Origin of the sequence: Streptomyces sp. NPDC006296, assembly GCF_040613235.1 — a bacterium.
GTDB lineage: Bacteria > Actinomycetota > Actinomycetes > Streptomycetales > Streptomycetaceae > Streptomyces.
In genome coordinates this window covers 17024-32535 of sequence record NZ_JBEXRT010000045.1, presented here as the reverse complement: position 1 = coordinate 32535, position 15512 = coordinate 17024, and the positions used below count along the sequence as shown (strand labels likewise).

Genomic DNA, 15512 nt, shown 5'->3' with positions numbered 1-15512 from the left:
TCCCGGGTGCGGTGGACGCGGGGCGGGACGTGCCGGCCGTCAGAGCAGCCGTGCCGCCAGCAGTGCGATGTCATCGGTCTTTCCCTTTCCGAAGGTGTCGAGCAGGAGGTCGCACAGCTCCTCCAGTTCCTGCGGCGCGCCGCGGAGCGTGTCGCTCAGCGCCGCCATGCTGTCGTCGATGTCCTCCCCCGGGACCTCGACGAGTCCGTCCGTCAGCAGCAGGAGGGTGGAGCCCTCCGGCACGTCGTGCGTCGTGGCGGGCGGGTGCGGCAGCTGGAGCCCGAGCAGCGGACCGTGCTCCGTCAGGTAGCGCGTGGCGCCGTCGGTGCCTCTGAGCAGGGGAGGTATGTGCCCGGCGTTGGCGACGTGGATCCGCCGGCCGCCGGGCTCGACCAGGACGAGGCAGACGGTGACGGTGATGGCGGGGCGCAGCCGCACCAGCAGTGCGTCGAGCCGGTCCAGCAGGGTCCGGGGGTCGTGTCCCTCGATGGCGTACGCCCGCAGCGCGTGGCGCACCTCGCCCATCACCACGGCGGCCTGGAGGGAGTGCCCGGCCACGTCGCCGATGGCCAGCAGCAGACCGTCGGGCGTCTCCAGCACCTCGTAGAAGTCGCCGCCGATCTCGGTGTGGTCGGCCGCCGGCTCGTACCGTACGGCCATGTCCACCCCCGGCACCCGCGGGAGCCGGTCCGGCAGGAACGTGCGCTGGAGGGTGAGCACGAGGGCGTGCTCCTCGCTCTGGCTGTGCAGGGCCTCCAGGGCCAGCGCGCACGCCTGGGCCAGCTGGGACAGGAGCTCCCCGTCGTCGACCCCCGCGAGCGTCGTGGCGTCCACCGCGAGGGCGACCGGCGGGCGCCCCTGCTTCGTCCGGGCGAGGATCAGGCCCACCCGGCCGGGGAACACGTCGGCCCGGCCGGACGGGTCCCGGGCGACGAGCTCCTTCCACCGCTCGCCCGGGAGCAGCACCGTCTCGGTGCCGATGCCGTCCCCGAGGGCCGTCTCTGCGAGGAGGTCCAGGAGGCGCGGGTCCGCCTGCCAGGCGGAGGGGGCGGGCCCGTCCGGGGCGCTCGCGGTCCCGGGGCGGCCCGGCCGAGCGGCGGCGAGGAGGAGGGTGCTGCTGTCGGGGCTCAGGGCGACGGCGACGGCGGGTGAGGACATCAGGGCGGCCGCCCCCGTGGCGGCGGCGGTGGTGAACGCCTCGCCCTCCTCGGCGCCGTACACGGCGAGGGTGCTGCTGTTCAGGGCGGCCACCCGGGTGACGAGCCGCTCGGCGCGCCGGCGGGCCCGGGCGTAGCGCAGCGCCGCCGTGACCGTGGCCAGCAGCTCGTCCGGGTCGATCGGCTCGGTCAGGTAGGCGTCGGCGCCTCGGTGCAGCCCCTGGGCGCGGTCGCTCACCTCGACCGCCGTCGCGGAGACGTGGATGACGGGGAGGGAGGCGGTGCGGGGGGCCGCCTTGATCTGCTCGCACACCTCGAACCCGCTCATGTCCGGCAGCCGGACGTCCACGACGGCCAGTTCCGGCAGGTCCGCGTCACTGGCTCCGGCCAGCAGGGCGAGCCCCTCGGCCCCGTCGGCGGCCTCCACCACCGTGTGCCCGGCGCGCCGCAGCCAGCTGCCCACGATGTAGCGCTTCGTGTCGTTGTCGTCGAGCACCAGAACCGTCGCGACGGCGCTGTCCGGGTGCGTGTGGGGACTCACCGGCCGGTGTCCTCTCCTGCGGTGCGGGGGCGGTCGAGGTCCTCGAGGACGGCGAGGAGCCGGGCGAGGTCGAGCGTGGACTTGTCCAGGACGGCGCGGGCGTGCGTCAGCCTCGCGCTGTCCAGCGAGGCGACCGGCGCGGAGGTGACGACCACGACCGGCGTGCCGCGCAGTTCGGGGTCGTCGGCGAGTCCGGCCAGGACCTGGTAGCCGTCCACGTCCGGCATGTGCAGGTCGAGCAGCACCGCGTCGGGCCGCTCGGTGCGTACGGTGTCGATCGCGCGTGCGCCCTCGCCGACCTCGGACACCTGCTGCGCCAGTCGGGCCAGGACGGGGCGGACGGTGCTGCGGAACGCCGCGTCGTCGTCCACGGTGACCAGCCGTGCGAGGGCCGGGGGCCGCTCGCCGCCGGGCGCTGCGGTGGTTCCGGCGGGCAGCCGCACGACGACCCGGGTGCCCGCGCCCGGCCGGCTGGTGAGGGTCAGGGTTCCGCCGAGGAGTTCGGTGAGCCGCCGCGCGTAGGGCAGGCCCAGGCCCGTTCCCGGCCGTCCGCGCTGGTGCGGGCCGCGCACCTGGTAGAACTCCTCGAAGATCTGCTGCTGTTCCTCCTCGGGGATCCCGACTCCCGTGTCGGTCACCGTGAAGACCACCTGCTCGTCCCCGGGTCCGCCGTCGGCCGCGACGTCGAGGCGCACGGTGCCCCGCTCGGTGAACTTGAGCGCGTTGGACAGGAGGTTGCGCAGGATCCGGGTGAGCATCACCTCGTCGGTGACGAGCGGGAGGCCGGAGGTGGCCACCGAGAGGTCCACCTCTCCCCGGGTTCCGTACCCCTTCAGAGTGCCGCGCAGCTGCCCGAGGAGCGCCCGGAGGTCGACCGCGGACGGGTGCGGTTCGAGCCGGCCGGACTCGGCCTTCGCGACGTCCAGGAGCTCGTCCACGAGCGCGAGCAGGGTGGCCCCGGAGGCGGAGATGAGGGACACCTGCCGGCGCTGTTCCTCGTCGAGCCCTCCGGAGCCGGCGTCGAGCAGCAGCCGGGCGAGGCCCACCACGGAGTTCACCGGGGTGCGCAGTTCGTGGCTCACGTGCGCCCAGAACCGTGTCTTCGCCTCGCTGGCCCGCCTCAGCTGGTGGGACTTCTCGTCGAGTTCGGCGTAGAGGGCGACGACCCCCCGGTTGGTCTCCTCCAGTTCCTCGGACAGCTGGGTGTAGAGGGCCACCACGCCCCGGTTCGTGGCCTCCAGCTCCTCGTTGAGGCGGTGGAGCTCCTCGCGCTGCGCCCGGGACTCCTCCAGTGCGGCGATCAGATCGACGGTCCGGGCACGGTCGTCCTCGATCACGTGGCCGCCGATGTGCCGCACGAGGAGGTCCCGGGCCCGCTGGACGCGTTCGGCGCTCTGCGCCTCCGCCGTGAGCCGCTGCTCCATCAGCAGCGTGCGGCTGCCGTCCTCGTGGTGCACCCGGACCAGGCCGGAGGCGGCCTGCACGAAGCCCTCGTCGGGGCCGGGGCCGTCCGCCCACAGGAGAGCGGCCCGCAGCACGGGGCACGGTCCCTGGACCGTGCTCAGCGCCACCCGCAGGTCGAGGGAGCCGGGGAGCGCGGGGCCGAGCCCGCCCAGCGCGGTCGCCAGGCGTGTGCGGTCAGGCCCCTCGGCGCCCAGGGCCGCGGCGGCCGCCTCGGCGCCGCGGCGCAGGGTGCGGACGTCCTGTTCGGTGGCGAGGGCGATCGTGGCCAGGTGGACGATGCCGTCCGGCGCGGTCGGGGTCACCAGTTCCCTTTCAGCACGGCGACGCCCGCGTCGTCACGGCGGATCCCGGCCTCGCGGAGCAGTTGGGCGGCGGCCATCAGCGGGGAGTGCTCCAGGAAACCGGGCAGGTCGGCCGGCTGCCAGCGTCCGGTGAGCCCGTCGGAGTGCATGACCACCCCTCCCTGGCGCGGGAGTTCCTGGCGTACGGCGCGGAGCCGCGGCAGCTGGTGGCCGACGATCCCGGGCGCCGAGGGGAGGGAACGCCGCCTGCGGGTGTCCCGGTCGACGACGAACGTGCTCACGTTGCCCACGCCGCAGAAGAGCAGACTCCTCGTCAGCGGTTCGACGCGCACCACGGCGACCGCTCCGCCGCGTCCGCCGCGCAGGGCCCGGTGGATGTCGGTGAGCAGGCCTTCGGGCTCCTCCGCCCGGCTGAGGCGGAACGCCGTCACGGCGGCCTGGGCGGCACGGTGCGCGAGGGGGCCGTGGCCGAGTCCGTCGCAGAACATCAGCAGCAGAGCGGGATCGCGGTCCCCGTCGAGCGGTGCCGGGGCGGTCCGCACCCGGCGGTCGCGGTCCGGCTCGGGGCGGAATCCGGTCAGCGCGGCCCATCCGAGCGGCTGCGCCGCGGACTCCTGTGTCGTCTCGGTCCGGCCGTCCGCCGGTCCGTGCCCGCCGCCGACGGTGCGTGCGGCCCAGACGTCCCCGCACACGGTCTCGCCGGTGAGGGGCCGGGTGAGTCCGGCGACGACCGGCTCCCCCAGCGCGGCGGAGCGTCCGGCCGCGTCCTTCGTCCAGAACCGGGCGGACAGGGCCGTGCCCCGGCCCGGCAGCGAGTGCACGTCGAAGGTGTCGGCGAGGCGGAGGATCGCCCCCAGGCCGATCCCCAGCGTGCCGGCCGAGGACGAGCCGTCCACCAGGCACGCGGCGACGTCGGCCATGCCGGGGCCCTCGTCCGTCGTGACGAATTCGAGCCCGGCGTCGTGTTCCGTGCGGACGATCCGGAGCAGCAGCGCGCCCTCGACGGCGTGTTTGCGCAGATTGGTGGCGGCCTCGCTGACGGCGAGCGCGACCTCGGCGCAGCGCTGCTCGCCGAATCCGAGACGTGCGGCGAGCGCGGTGGCGGCTCTCCTCGCGGAGGCGGGCAGCGACTCGTCGTCACGGAACCAGGCGATGTCCTCGGTCTCCAGCAGGGGGAGGGTCAGCGGGCCCATTTGGTCACCGCAACCTGTGTGCCGCGGCCGGCCTCGGTGTCGAGGGAGAAGGCGTCCACCAGTCTGCGTGCTCCGCTGAGGCCCAGGCCGAGTCCCCCGCCGGACGTCCAGCCGTCGGTGAGCGCCAGCTCCACGTCCGGGATGCCGGGGCCGTTGTCCTCGAAGACGGCCGTGACGCCGACCCGGTCGTCCTCCCGGACGAGCCCGGTGCGCATGACGCCTCCGCCTCCGTGCACCAGGGTGTTGCGCGCGAGTTCGCTCGCCGCGGTGACCAGCTTGGTCTGGTCGACCAGGGAGAGCTTGCAGCGCTGGGCGAGGGTGCGCACCAGCTGGCGGGCCCGTACCACGTCGTCGTTCGCGTCGATGGTGATCGTCTCGTGGTGGGCGTCGAGCACGGGCCGGTACCCGCTCATGAAGGGGCCGCGGAGCGGCTGACCGGCCCGGCCAGCAGGGCGAGGCCCTTCTCCAGGGTGAGAGCCGTGCGGACACCGCCGAGCGAGAGACCCAGTTCGACGAGGGTGATGGCGACGGCGGGCCGCATGCCGACCACGACGGTCCCGGCGCCCAGTACCCGGGAGAGGGAGGCCGTCGTCGCGAGCATGCGGCCGACGAACGAGTCGACGATCTCGACCGCGGTGATGTCGATGACGACGCCGGTGGCCCCGGTCTCCACGATCCGCGCCGCGAGGTCGTCCTGGAGGTCCAGGACGGTCCGGTCCTCCAGGCCGACCTGGAGGGAGACCAGCAGGACCTCACCGATCCGCAGCACGGGGACTCGCTCGGTCACGCTCCGGCTCCGGCCGCCCGGCCCGGTTCGACGCTGTTGCGCCGCAGGGCGTGCTTGAGCGCGTCGGCGAGCGTCGCCTTGGTGACGATGTCGCCGAACTGGATGCCGAGCGCCACGATCGTCTGGGCGATCTGGGGCCGGATGCCGGAGATGGTGCACTCCGCGCCCATCAGCCGGGCGGCGACGACCGTCTTGAGCAGGTGCTGGGCCACCTCGGTGTCGACGGCGGGGACCCCGGTGATGTCGATGATCGCCTGGTCGGACCCGGTGTCCACCAGGGTCTGGAGGAGCTTCTCCATCACCACCTGGGTGCGTGCCGAGTCGAGGGTGCCGACCAGCGGCACGGCGACCACGCCCTCCCACAGTTTGACCACCGGGGTGGAGAGCTCCATGAGCTGCTCGGACTGGGCGCTGATGATCTCCTCGCGGGTCTTCGCGTAGACCTCCAGCGTGAACAGGCCGAGCGCGTCCATGAGGCGGCTCAGCCGGAGGTAGGCGTGGATGTCCTCGGCCGGGGTCTCCGTCGTGGGTTCGAGGACCTCCTTGCAGGCGAGGACGCTGATCGCGGTCTCGGTCGGTGTGAACCCCTGCCGCGCGCGGTTGCGGGACAGCTCGCCGAGGAGGGCACGGACCTCGGCGTAGGCGTCGCCCTGCCAGTCGAATCCGCCCGCCCGCAGTCCTTCCACCAGCGCGGAGTACAGCTCCCGCAGCTCACGGTCCAGCTCCGCCACGGAGATCCGGCCCCGGAGGGTGCGCGAGACGCTCTCCAGCCATGCGGTGCCGAGCGCTTCACGCTGCTGCGTCAGCAGTTCCACCAGGCGGGTCGATGTCGCGTGCTCTGCCACCGAAGTGACTCCTTCTCTCATACCCGTCCTTACCGGTCCTGCGCAGCGTATGCCATGCCCTGGGCGCCCCTGAGGGGCTCCCACCTGCCCCGACGGCCACCGCTCCGACAGGGGTGGGCAGGCCGTGCGGGCACCGCTTGGGCCCGCCGCCGGCCGGGGCCGCGCGCGACCGGCTGCGGGGGACGCGCCGGCTCACAGCTCCTCGAGTGCGAACCCGGCACAGAGCAGGACGAGGCCGAGGAGGAGGACGATCAGGACGGCAAGCATGACCACCGGGTGCCCTTTCACCGGTACTTCACTCCTGTGCGCGACGGGATTCTCACCGCGCGCGGGGTCGCGGGTCCGCGCCGGGCACCGCGGTGCTCCGCCCGGACGCCCCGGCCGTCGCGTCAGGGACCGTCGCGCCAGGGGCCGGATTCCGGTCAACTTCGGCTGAGAGGTTTAGGACGGCCGTTCCGGGTGAGACGGTGCCTCGGTCGTACGGGACGCGTGAGCCCCCGGAGGACCGGCAAGGACGGGAAGCGGTCGTCCCACGGACCTGGGGAGGTCATCGGGGCACCGCTCACCGCACCGCCGGTGTCCGCCGGGCCGCCGCCCCGGGGATCAGGCCTCCGGCGTGCGCGCGAACCAGGTGGGGCCGTCGGTGAGGGACTGCTTGATACGGAAGAGGGAGAACTCGCTGAGCGGCGGCAGGGCGTCGGTGTCGAACCACGCGACCTCCAGCGACTCGTCGTCGTTCACCCGCGCCTCGCCGCCGGTGGCCCGGCAGCGGAAGGTGATGTCGACGTACTGGCAGCGGTCCCCGTTGGCGTACTCCACCGGCTTGAGCGCCTGGGTCAGCACGACCCGCTCGGCCACACAGCGGACGGCCGTCTCCTCGTAGACCTCGCGCTCCGCCGTCAGAGCAGGCTCCTCGCCCGGCTCCCCGATGCCCCCGATGACCGACCACGCGCCGGTGTCCGCGCGGCGGCCCAGCAGCACCCTGCCCTCGTCGTCGAAGACGACCGCGGTGACGCCCGGCAGGAGGAGCAGCTGGTGTCCGGCGGTGGCCCGGATCTCGCGGATGAAGTCAGGAGTAGCCATGCGAGGAGCCTACGCGGCGGCCCGGACGTCCCCGGAACCGGCTTCGGCGGCCCGGCGGGCGTTCCTCGCCCGCAGCGAACGGGCGGCGGCCAGGCCGAGCCCGCCGACGGCGAGCAGCGCCAGGACGCCTTCCGGCAGGGCTCCCATCCGGGTGGCGGGTGTGAGCGAGGAGCGCAGCGGCACCTCGTCGACCAGCGCGTCCGGGGTGAACATCTTCGTCTGCCGCACGATCGTCCCGTCCGGCCGGATCACCGCGCTGACCCCGCTGGTGACGGGCACGACGACGGAACGTCCGTGCTCGACCGCCCGCACCCGGCTCATGGCCAGCTGCTGGTAGGTCATCTCGCTGCGCCCGAAGGTCGCGTTGTTGCTCGGTACGGCGATCAGCTGTCCGCCGTGCAGGACGGTGTCGCGCACGGCGTCGTCGAAGGCGGCCTCGTAGCAGGTCACGAACCCGACCTGGGTGCCCGCCAGATCGAACACGCCGACCTTTCGGCCCGGGCCGAAGTCGCGCTGCACCCGGTCGACGTCCTTGCTGAAGATCCGTGCGACCGACCGCATCGGCATGTACTCGCCGAACGGCTGGATGTGCCGCTTGTCGTAGGTCTCCTCGGGGCCCTTCTCCGGGTCCCACTCGATGAGCGTGTTGCGCAGCGGCCCGGTGTCGGGGGTCAGGACGGCGCCGATGACGGTGGGGGCCCCGATGGCACGCACGGCCCGGTCGATGACCTCACGGGCGTCGGGGTTGCGGTACGGGTCGAGGTCCGAGGAGTTCTCCGGCCACAGGACGAAGTCGGGCCGGGGCACCTTGCCGGCCCGCACGTCCCGGGCGAGCTGCTCCGTCCGGTTCGCGTGGTTGTCCAGGACGGCCCGGCGCTGGGAGTTGAAGTCGAGGCCCAGGCGCGGCACGTTGCCCTGGACGGCGGCGACCGTGGCGGTGCCGTCCTCCGGCGAGTCGTCGACCAGCGGCAGGGCGGCCAGCGCGGCGACGACCGGGGCCGCCACGGCGACGGCCGCCGCGACGACGGCGGAGCGCGGCACGCCGCCCGTCGCGCGGTACCGGCGGATCTGCCGAAGGACCTCCAGGAGACCGAAGCCGCACAGCACGACGGCGAACGAGAGCAGCGGGGTACCGCCGAGGGCGGCCAGCGGCAGGAACGCGCTGTCGGCCTGGCCGAAGGCGATCCTGCCCCAGGGGAACCCGCCGAAGGGCACGCGGGCGCGCAGGGCCTCATCGAGGGTCCAGACGGCCGCCGCCCACACCGGCCAGTACGGGAGCCGGGAGACGGCGGCGACACCGGCGCAGCCGACGGCGATGAACACCGCTTCGGCGAGCGCGAGCGCCAGCCAGGGAACGGGCCCGACCTCCTCCCCCGTCCAGTGCAGCAGCGGCAGCATGAACCCGAGGCCCGCGAGGAGTCCGAGGCCCAGCGCCGCGCGGATCCTGCGCGCCGAGAGGACCCAGCCCAGCAGGGCGAAGCCCGGCAGCACCAGCCACCACAGGGGGCGGGGCGGGAAGCTCGCGTAGAGCAGCGCACCGGACAGGACGGCTGCGGCCGGCCGGGCGAGCCGCGGCCACGGGCCGCCCCGGCGGGAGGCGGGGGCGGAGGCGGGCGGGGGTTCGACGGGGCTGATGGTGGCGCTCACCTGCTGGAGTGTACGGCGGTCCGCTGTGCGGGCGGCGGCCGCTCCGGCCCTCCGCCTCAGGGGGCCGGCGCCCTGCCGGTGGCCGTGAGGTGCAGCCGGTCGCGGATGAAGCGTACGGCGGTCTCGGCGTCGTCCACCGTGACGGTGAAGGTCCTGCCGTCCCCCAGCCGGAGCACCAGGGCCTCCCCGCGGCGCACGACGACGGCCGTGCCCTGTTCGGGCCGCCAGCGGTAGCCCCAGCCGCCCCACTGGCGCGGGGTGACCCGGGGGACGAACTCCGCGCCCACCACGTGCGTGAGCAGGATCCGGCGTCTGGGGAGCCCGGCGTAGCCGCAGCGGACCTCCAGGGCGTCGCCGTCGACCCGGACGGCCACGTGCACGAAGGCCAGGGTCCCGAAGAGGATCAGGAGTCCGGCGGCGACACAGCCGATGACGGACATGAGCAGCGGTACGGACCCGCCGCCCCACGCCGAGCCGACGGCCAGGACGACACCGAGCGCCAGGCACGCCGCCCCCACGGCCGCGAGCAGCCACTGGAAGCGGTTGGTGGCCCGTCCCGTCCAGACCGTGTCCGGTGCCTGGCTCGAACCGTGCCGTGCGTTACGGGGGTGGTCCGTCATGCCCCGCAGCGTACCCACGTTCCGCGGGGCGGGGACGGGTCACGCGGCCCGGCGGGGCGCCCGTACGGGTCAGAGCGCGGGGCTGACGGCCTTGAGCAGGAGCCCCTCGGCGTAGGCCAGAGCGGGTCCGGGGAGCTCGGCGGTCTCTCCGGCGAGGAGGACCGTGAGGGTGCCGGTCGGTTCGGCCGACGGAGCGGGAACCGCTCCGATCCGGCGCAGCGCCTGCGCGGCCACCGCGTCGGCGGAGCCGTGCAGGGCGAGCGGCGCCCGGCCGGGCCGGCCGCGCTCGACCGCGGCGCGGATGCGCTCGGCGACGAGCTCGTAGTGGGTGCAGCCGAGGACGACGTCGGTGACCTGGGCCGGGGTGAGGGCCGCGGCGGCGGCCACCGCGCGGTCGATCGCCGGCTCGTCGGCGTGCTCGACGGCGTCGGCGAGGCCGGGGCAGGGCACCTCGGTGACGTCCGCGGCCCGCGCGAAGTCGCGGATCAGCCCGCGCTGGTAGGGGCTCCCGGTGGTCGCCGGGGTGGCCCAGATCGCGAACGGGCCGCCGCCGGCGGCGGCCGGCTTGATCGCGGGCACCGTGCCGACGACCGGGAGGCCGGGCTCCAGCACGGCCCGGAGGGTGGGGAGCGCGTGCACGGAGGCGGTGTTGCAGGCGACGATCAGGGCGTCCGGCCGGTGGGTGGCGGCGGCCCGGGCGACGGCGAGCGCCCGGCCGGTCACGTCCTCGGGGGTGCGCGGTCCCCAGGGCATCGAGCCGGGGTCCGAGGACAGCACGAGATCGGCGTCCGGCCGCAGTCGGCGTACCGCGGCCGCTGCCGCGAGCAGGCCGATTCCCGAGTCCATGAGTGCGATCTTCACCCGGTCACCATAGTCGACAGCCCTTGCGGCGCCGCCGGAGTGGGGCACACTTCGACGGATGAGCGCCGTTGCCTGGATCGCCGTGGGTTCACTGATCGCGTGGGTGTGGCTGTTGCTGGGCCAGGGGTTCTTCTGGCGGACGGACCAGCGCCTCCCGCTGCGCGGGTACCCGGAGCGCTGGCCCTCGGTCGCGGTGGTCGTTCCCGCGCGGGACGAGGCCGAGGTGCTGCCGGTCAGCCTGCCGTCGCTGCTCGCCCAGGACTATCCGGGTGAGGCGGAGATCATCCTGGTCGACGACTGCAGCGCCGACGGCACGGGCGGGCTGGCGCGTGAGCTGTCCGAGCGGTTCGGAGGGCTTCCGCTGACGGTGGTCACGACGGGCGAACCGGAGCCCGGGTGGACGGGAAAGCTCTGGGCGCTGCGGCACGGGATGGCGCTGGCACGGCGGCGGAAGCCCGAGTTCCTGCTGCTGACGGACGCCGACATCGCCCATGAGCCGGACAGCCTGCGGGAACTCGTCAGCGCGGCCGGGACCGAGGGCGCGGACGGTTTCGAACTGGTGTCGCAGATGGCGCGGCTGCGGGTGACGAGCACCTGGGAGCGGCTGGTCGTGCCGGCGTTCGTGTACTTCTTCGGCCAGCTCTATCCCTTCCGGCGGGTGAACGGGGCGGGCTCGCGGACCGCCGCGGCGGCGGGCGGCTGTGTCCTGCTGCGTGCCGGGGCGGCGGAGCGGGCGGGTGTCCCGGAGTCCATCCGCCAGGCGGTGATCGACGACGTGTCGCTGGCGCGCGCGGTCCGGCGCAGCGGGGGCCGCATCTGGCTGGGGCTCGCGGACCGGGTGGACAGCGTGCGGCCCTATCCGCGGCTGGCGGACCTGTGGCAGATGGTCGCGCGGAGCGCGTACGCGCAGCTGCGGCACAGTCCCTGGCTGCTGGCGGGTGCGGTGCTGGGCCTGGGCCTGGTCTACGTCGCGCCGCCCGTCACGCTGGCCGCCGGTGTGCTGACGGACGATCCGGTGGCGGCGGTGGCGGGCGGGGCGGCCTGGGCCGTGATGGCGGGCACCTACATGCCGATGCTCGGGTACTACCGGCAGTCGCTGTGGCTGGCACCGCTGCTGCCCTTCACCGCCGTCCTCTACCTCCTGATGACCGTGGACTCGGCGGTGCGCCACCACCGGGGGCGCGGCGCGGCCTGGAAGGGGCGCACGTACGCCCGTCCCGAGACCGCGCCGGAGTCCTGAGCCCGGCCGGCGCGGGGCCGGACGTCATTTGCGGCCGGGGGTCCAGTTCATGCCCCAGCCGTAGGCCGCGTCGATGGTCCGCTGGGGGCTGACCCCGCGCTCGGGGACGAGGTAGCGGGCCTCGCGCTGCACCGTGAGGTCCCGCCCGTCGTTGGTGATCAGGGCGAGGGCGCAGACGGTGGACGGGACGGTGCACTCGTCGAGGGAGAAGTCGACCGGTGCGCCGTTCTGCGGCTGGAGGGTGACCGTGGCGTGCAGATCGGCGAAGCTCCGGGCGCCCTCGTAGATGGTGACGAAGATCAGCACACGGCGCAGCCGGTCCTTGTGGTCGAGGTTGACCGTGAGGTTCTCGCCCGTGGACACCGCTCCGGTGCGGTCGTCCCCGTCGAGGTGGATGTACGGGGGCAGCCGGAGCGAGCCGAAGGCGTTGCCGAGAGCCTGGACGACGCCCTTGCGCCCGTCGGTGAGCTCGTACAGCGCGCAGAGGTCGAGGTCCAGGTCCGCGTGCACGGCGGTGGCCCTGCCGAGCTTCGCGCCCCAGCCCTTGAACTGCTTGCGCACCTCCCAGTTGAGGTTGACGCGCAGCGCTCCGGAGGTGGCGCCCTGCTTGGCCAGCGACACCGAGGGGGCGTCCTTCGTCAGCGTGACCTTGGTCAGCCGCACGGGCTGCGCGGCGGGGGGTGCGGCGGGGGGTGCGGGGACGTGCTGCGGTGCGGCCGGCGACGAGGGCGCCGCCGGGGATGCCGGCGCGGACCGGGGCGAGGGCGCCGGGGCCGCAGGAGCGGGCGCGGGCGGCCGGGGAGCCTTCTGCGGTTCGTCCACCGAGATCCCGAAGTCCGTGGCGAGTCCGGCGAGTCCGGTGTCGTACCCCTGTCCGACGGCCCTGAACTTCCAGGCCCCCTGGCGCCGGTAGAGCTCCCCGAGGATGAACGCGGTCTCGACGGTGGCGTCGGCGGTGTCGAAGCGGGCGATCTCGGAGCCGTTCGCCCCGTCGACGATCCGCACGTGCAGCCCGGTGACGCGTCCGAAGGCGCCGCCGTCCGCCGATGCCGCGACGACCACGCGGTCGATCGCCGGCTCGACCCGCGCGAGATCGACCGCGAGGCTGTCCGTGACGGTCCCCCCGGCCGTCCGCTTGCCCTCGTGGCGCACCGCGCCGGACGCGTGCGCCGGCTGGTTGTAGAAGACGAAGTCGGCGTCGCTGCGCACCTTTCCCTCGACGAGGAGGAGCGCGGAGGCGTCCACGTCGGGGGTGCCGGGAGAGGTGTGCCAGCCGAGTTCGACCCGCACGGCCCGAGCCGGCACCACGATGTTGCTTCCCTTGTGCATGGTCATGTCCGCCCCCATCACGAATCCGGCATCCCGGAGAGTCTCCCGCAAACCTAACCTCCGCCGCGCGGCCGGGCCCACCGTGCCGTTGTCCGGGTTCCGGCACCCCCGGACCCGGGGCACCGCGTCTTTCGGCCACCGGGACTTCAGCGGGGCGGCACACGCCGTGCACGGAAGCTTCGGCGCTGTCGCGGCCGGGCGGATGACCAGAAGCAGCATAAATCGGATAACCATACGATCGGGGCTCCCCAACCGGCGCGTCGTGGGCTTAACTTAGGTGTCATGACCTCCCCCCGCTCCACCTACGGCAGCGGCTACTACGCCACGCCGTCGTTCCCCGACACCCCGATATACGACTCCCTGGTAGCCGAGCGGGGGACCCCTCAGATCGCACCGATCCGGGTCCCGGCCGCCTACGACACCGGGAACAGCTACCTGCCGGCGCTGCCGTCGGCGCTCCCCGCGCTGCCGGCCGGCCCCTCGCAGCAGTCCGGCTCCTACGGCTACCCGCAGCAGGCGGCGCAGCCGCAGTACCAGAGCGCCGGGATGCAGCAGTCGCCGATGATGCAGCCCGCACACCTGCACCAGACCCCGGCGCCGTACATCCCGCAGCAGCCCTCGGCCTCGCGCGGCTACCCGCAGCAGCAGCCTCAGCGGCAGCCGCAGCGGCCCGGCACGGGGTACGAGGCGATGCGCCCCGCGTCCCCGCGGCCGGCGCCGACCCCCGCGCAGTCGCCGTACGAGGACCCGTACAGCCGGCCGTACCAGAGCCGGGGGTACTGACCCCCGCCGTCCGGCACCGCCCGGCGGGGGCTGGCAGGATGACGCCATGCCTCCTCCCGTACTCGGCGCCGTGCACATCCATCCGGTGAAGTCGCTGGCCGCCCGCACGGCCGACGAGGCCGTCGTCGAGCCCTGGGGACTCCGCGGCGACCGCCGCTGGATGCTGATCGACACCGCGAACCGGGTGGTGACCCAGCGGCAGCGGCCCCGCACGGCACTGCTGTCCGCCGAGGTGCTGCCCGGCGGCGGAGTGGTCCTGTCGGCGCCCGGGAGCCCGTCCCTGGCCGTGGACGTGCCCGATCCGGCCCGCAGGGTCGTGGCGGAGCTGCACCGGGACAAGGTCGAGGTGGCCGTGGCGGCGGAGGAGGCGCACGCCTGGCTCGGCGCGCGGCTCGGCGCGGAGGTCCGGCTGGTTCATCTCGACGCGCCGTCGCACCGCAGGCCGGTCGACCCGGAGTTCGGCCGTCCCGGCGAGACGGTGTCGCTGGCCGACGGCTTCCCGCTGCTGCTCACCGCACGGGCCTCCCTGGACGCGCTCAACTCACTGGTGGCCCGGGGGGACCACCCGGAGGAGGGACCGCTGCCGATGGACCGGTTCCGGCCGAACGTGGTGGTGGACGGCACCGCGCCCTGGGCCGAGGACGGCTGGCGGCGGATCGCGATCGGGGAGGTCGCCTTCCGTGTCGTGAAGCCGTGCGGACGGTGCGTCGTCACGACCACCGACCAGCGCACGGCGCAACGGGGCAAGGAGCCGCTGCGGACCCTGGCCCGGCACCGCCGGGACGGGCGGCACCTGCTCTTCGGCCAGAACCTGGTCCCGGAGGGCACGGGGACGGTCCGGGTCGGGGACCCGGTGCGCGTCGTCGGCTGACCGCCCGGACCACGCGCTACCGGAACTCGGCCGGTTCCGGAGGGTGTTGCCCGCGTGATTATGCTCTGCACGACGCGCGGGGAGGGGTTCACGGCCCCGCCGGGTCGCGGAGGGAAAAGGAAAGAGGGGTGCACGGGGAGTGCGAGCGGTTCTGGGTATCCGGCGGTGGCGCCGCAATCCGGTGTGCCGGGACACCGACCGCCACGAGGCCCGGGTGGCGCTGGCCGCGCTGCTGCTGGTGCTGCTCGCGGCGCCGGCCGTCGGCTGGACGACCGGTTCGCTCGCGGACGAGGCGTTCCGGCGGAGCGCCGTGACCCAGCAGAAGCAGCGGCACCTCACCGCGGCCGTCGTGGTCCGCACGGCCTCCGGCGCGTCCCGTTTCGCCCAGGATCCCGATTCGGCCGTCACCGAGGAGCCCCTGCGCAGGTCGGTGCTCGCCCGGTGGGCCGCCCCGGACGGTACGCCCCGGACGGCCACGGTGTGGACGGCGTCCTCGAAGAGCGCTCCGGGCACCCTGATCCGGATCTGGACGGACCAGCGGGGCATGCCGGTGACGCGCCCGATGGACACCTCCACCGCCCACACCCACGCGGTGCTCGCCGGTATCGGCGCGGCCCTGCTCGCGGTCGGCGCGACGGAGGCCGCCCGCAGGATCGTCGTATGGCGCATGAGGCAGCAGCGGTACGCCCGGATCGACCGCGCCTGGGCCGAAGTCGGCCCCGACTGGGGCAGAACGGGCACCGGCAGCTGACGCGGGCGGCGCGGGTCCCGCTCGCGCACGGCTGAGGA

At 74.3% G+C, this 15512-nt stretch carries 15 protein-coding genes; 4 read left to right on the top strand and 11 right to left on the bottom strand.

Translation table 11 applies throughout. The features are described from left to right. Window positions 1-39: 39 nt before the first annotated feature. From ABZ172_RS25555 to ABZ172_RS25510, 10 genes are all read right to left on the bottom strand, one after another. A complete protein-coding gene (locus tag ABZ172_RS25555) occupies window positions 40-1698 on the bottom strand; it encodes a fused response regulator/phosphatase (protein ID WP_356886844.1) in 1659 nt (552 codons plus the stop codon). Then, on the bottom strand, window positions 1695-3464 hold the full coding sequence (locus ABZ172_RS25550) for an ATP-binding protein (protein WP_356886842.1): 1770 nt from the start codon (window positions 3462-3464) through the stop codon (window positions 1695-1697). Before ABZ172_RS25550 ends, ABZ172_RS25555 begins: the two co-directional genes overlap by 4 nt. Next, window positions 3461-4657, bottom strand: a complete 1197-nt coding sequence (locus ABZ172_RS25545; RefSeq protein WP_356886840.1) for an ATP-binding SpoIIE family protein phosphatase — start codon at window positions 4655-4657, stop codon at window positions 3461-3463. The genes ABZ172_RS25550 and ABZ172_RS25545 overlap by 4 nt, the downstream gene beginning before the upstream one ends. Continuing rightward, window positions 4645-5070 carry an anti-sigma regulatory factor gene (locus ABZ172_RS25540; RefSeq protein WP_356886838.1) on the bottom strand — a complete coding sequence of 142 codons (426 nt, stop codon included), beginning with the start codon at window positions 5068-5070 and terminating at the stop codon, window positions 4645-4647. Before ABZ172_RS25540 ends, ABZ172_RS25545 begins: the two co-directional genes overlap by 13 nt. Continuing rightward, entirely contained in the window at window positions 5067-5444 is a 378-nt protein-coding gene (locus tag ABZ172_RS25535; RefSeq protein WP_356886836.1) for an STAS domain-containing protein, read from the bottom strand. Before ABZ172_RS25535 ends, ABZ172_RS25540 begins: the two co-directional genes overlap by 4 nt. Next, on the bottom strand, window positions 5441-6310 hold the full coding sequence (locus ABZ172_RS25530) for an STAS domain-containing protein (protein WP_356886834.1): 870 nt from the start codon (window positions 6308-6310) through the stop codon (window positions 5441-5443). The genes ABZ172_RS25535 and ABZ172_RS25530 overlap by 4 nt, the downstream gene beginning before the upstream one ends. A 582-nt stretch (window positions 6311-6892) precedes the next feature. After that, window positions 6893-7372: an NUDIX domain-containing protein gene (locus ABZ172_RS25525; RefSeq protein WP_356886832.1), complete on the bottom strand. Its 480-nt coding sequence runs from the start codon at window positions 7370-7372 to the stop codon at window positions 6893-6895. A 9-nt stretch (window positions 7373-7381) separates the two neighbouring features. Then, a complete protein-coding gene (lnt, locus tag ABZ172_RS25520; RefSeq protein WP_356886830.1) occupies window positions 7382-9019 on the bottom strand; it encodes an apolipoprotein N-acyltransferase in 1638 nt (545 codons plus the stop codon). Window positions 9020-9075: 56 nt separating this feature from the next. After that, window positions 9076-9639 carry a hypothetical protein gene (locus ABZ172_RS25515; RefSeq protein WP_356886828.1) on the bottom strand — a complete coding sequence of 188 codons (564 nt, stop codon included), beginning with the start codon at window positions 9637-9639 and terminating at the stop codon, window positions 9076-9078. Window positions 9640-9708: 69 nt separating this feature from the next. Continuing rightward, a complete protein-coding gene (locus tag ABZ172_RS25510; RefSeq protein ID WP_356886827.1) occupies window positions 9709-10500 on the bottom strand; it encodes an aspartate/glutamate racemase family protein in 792 nt (263 codons plus the stop codon). A 58-nt stretch (window positions 10501-10558) separates the two neighbouring features. Between ABZ172_RS25510 and ABZ172_RS25505 the strand changes: the two genes are divergently transcribed. Beyond that, on the top strand, window positions 10559-11740 hold the full coding sequence (locus tag ABZ172_RS25505) for a glycosyltransferase (protein WP_356886825.1): 1182 nt from the start codon (window positions 10559-10561) through the stop codon (window positions 11738-11740). A gap of 24 nt (window positions 11741-11764) precedes the next feature. Here ABZ172_RS25505 and ABZ172_RS25500 read toward each other — a convergent pair whose 3' ends face one another. After that, window positions 11765-13087, bottom strand: coding sequence for a TerD family protein (locus ABZ172_RS25500; protein ID WP_356886880.1), 1323 nt, complete (start codon window positions 13085-13087; stop codon window positions 11765-11767). A gap of 264 nt (window positions 13088-13351) precedes the next feature. Between ABZ172_RS25500 and ABZ172_RS25495 the strand changes: the two genes are divergently transcribed. The 3 genes from ABZ172_RS25495 (at window position 13352) to ABZ172_RS25485 (ending at window position 15474) form a co-directional block, all read left to right on the top strand. Beyond that, the gene (locus tag ABZ172_RS25495) at window positions 13352-13852 is read left to right on the top strand and encodes a DUF6643 family protein (protein WP_356886823.1); all 501 of its coding nucleotides are present in this window, start codon (window positions 13352-13354) and stop codon (window positions 13850-13852) included. A 46-nt stretch (window positions 13853-13898) separates the two neighbouring features. Beyond that, window positions 13899-14723 (top strand): MOSC N-terminal beta barrel domain-containing protein, encoded by an 825-nt coding sequence (locus ABZ172_RS25490; RefSeq protein ID WP_356886821.1) that lies wholly within the window; start codon window positions 13899-13901, stop codon window positions 14721-14723. Window positions 14724-14862: 139 nt separating this feature from the next. Beyond that, a complete protein-coding gene (locus ABZ172_RS25485) occupies window positions 14863-15474 on the top strand; it encodes a hypothetical protein (protein ID WP_356886819.1) in 612 nt (203 codons plus the stop codon). Window positions 15475-15512: the final 38 nt, after the last annotated feature.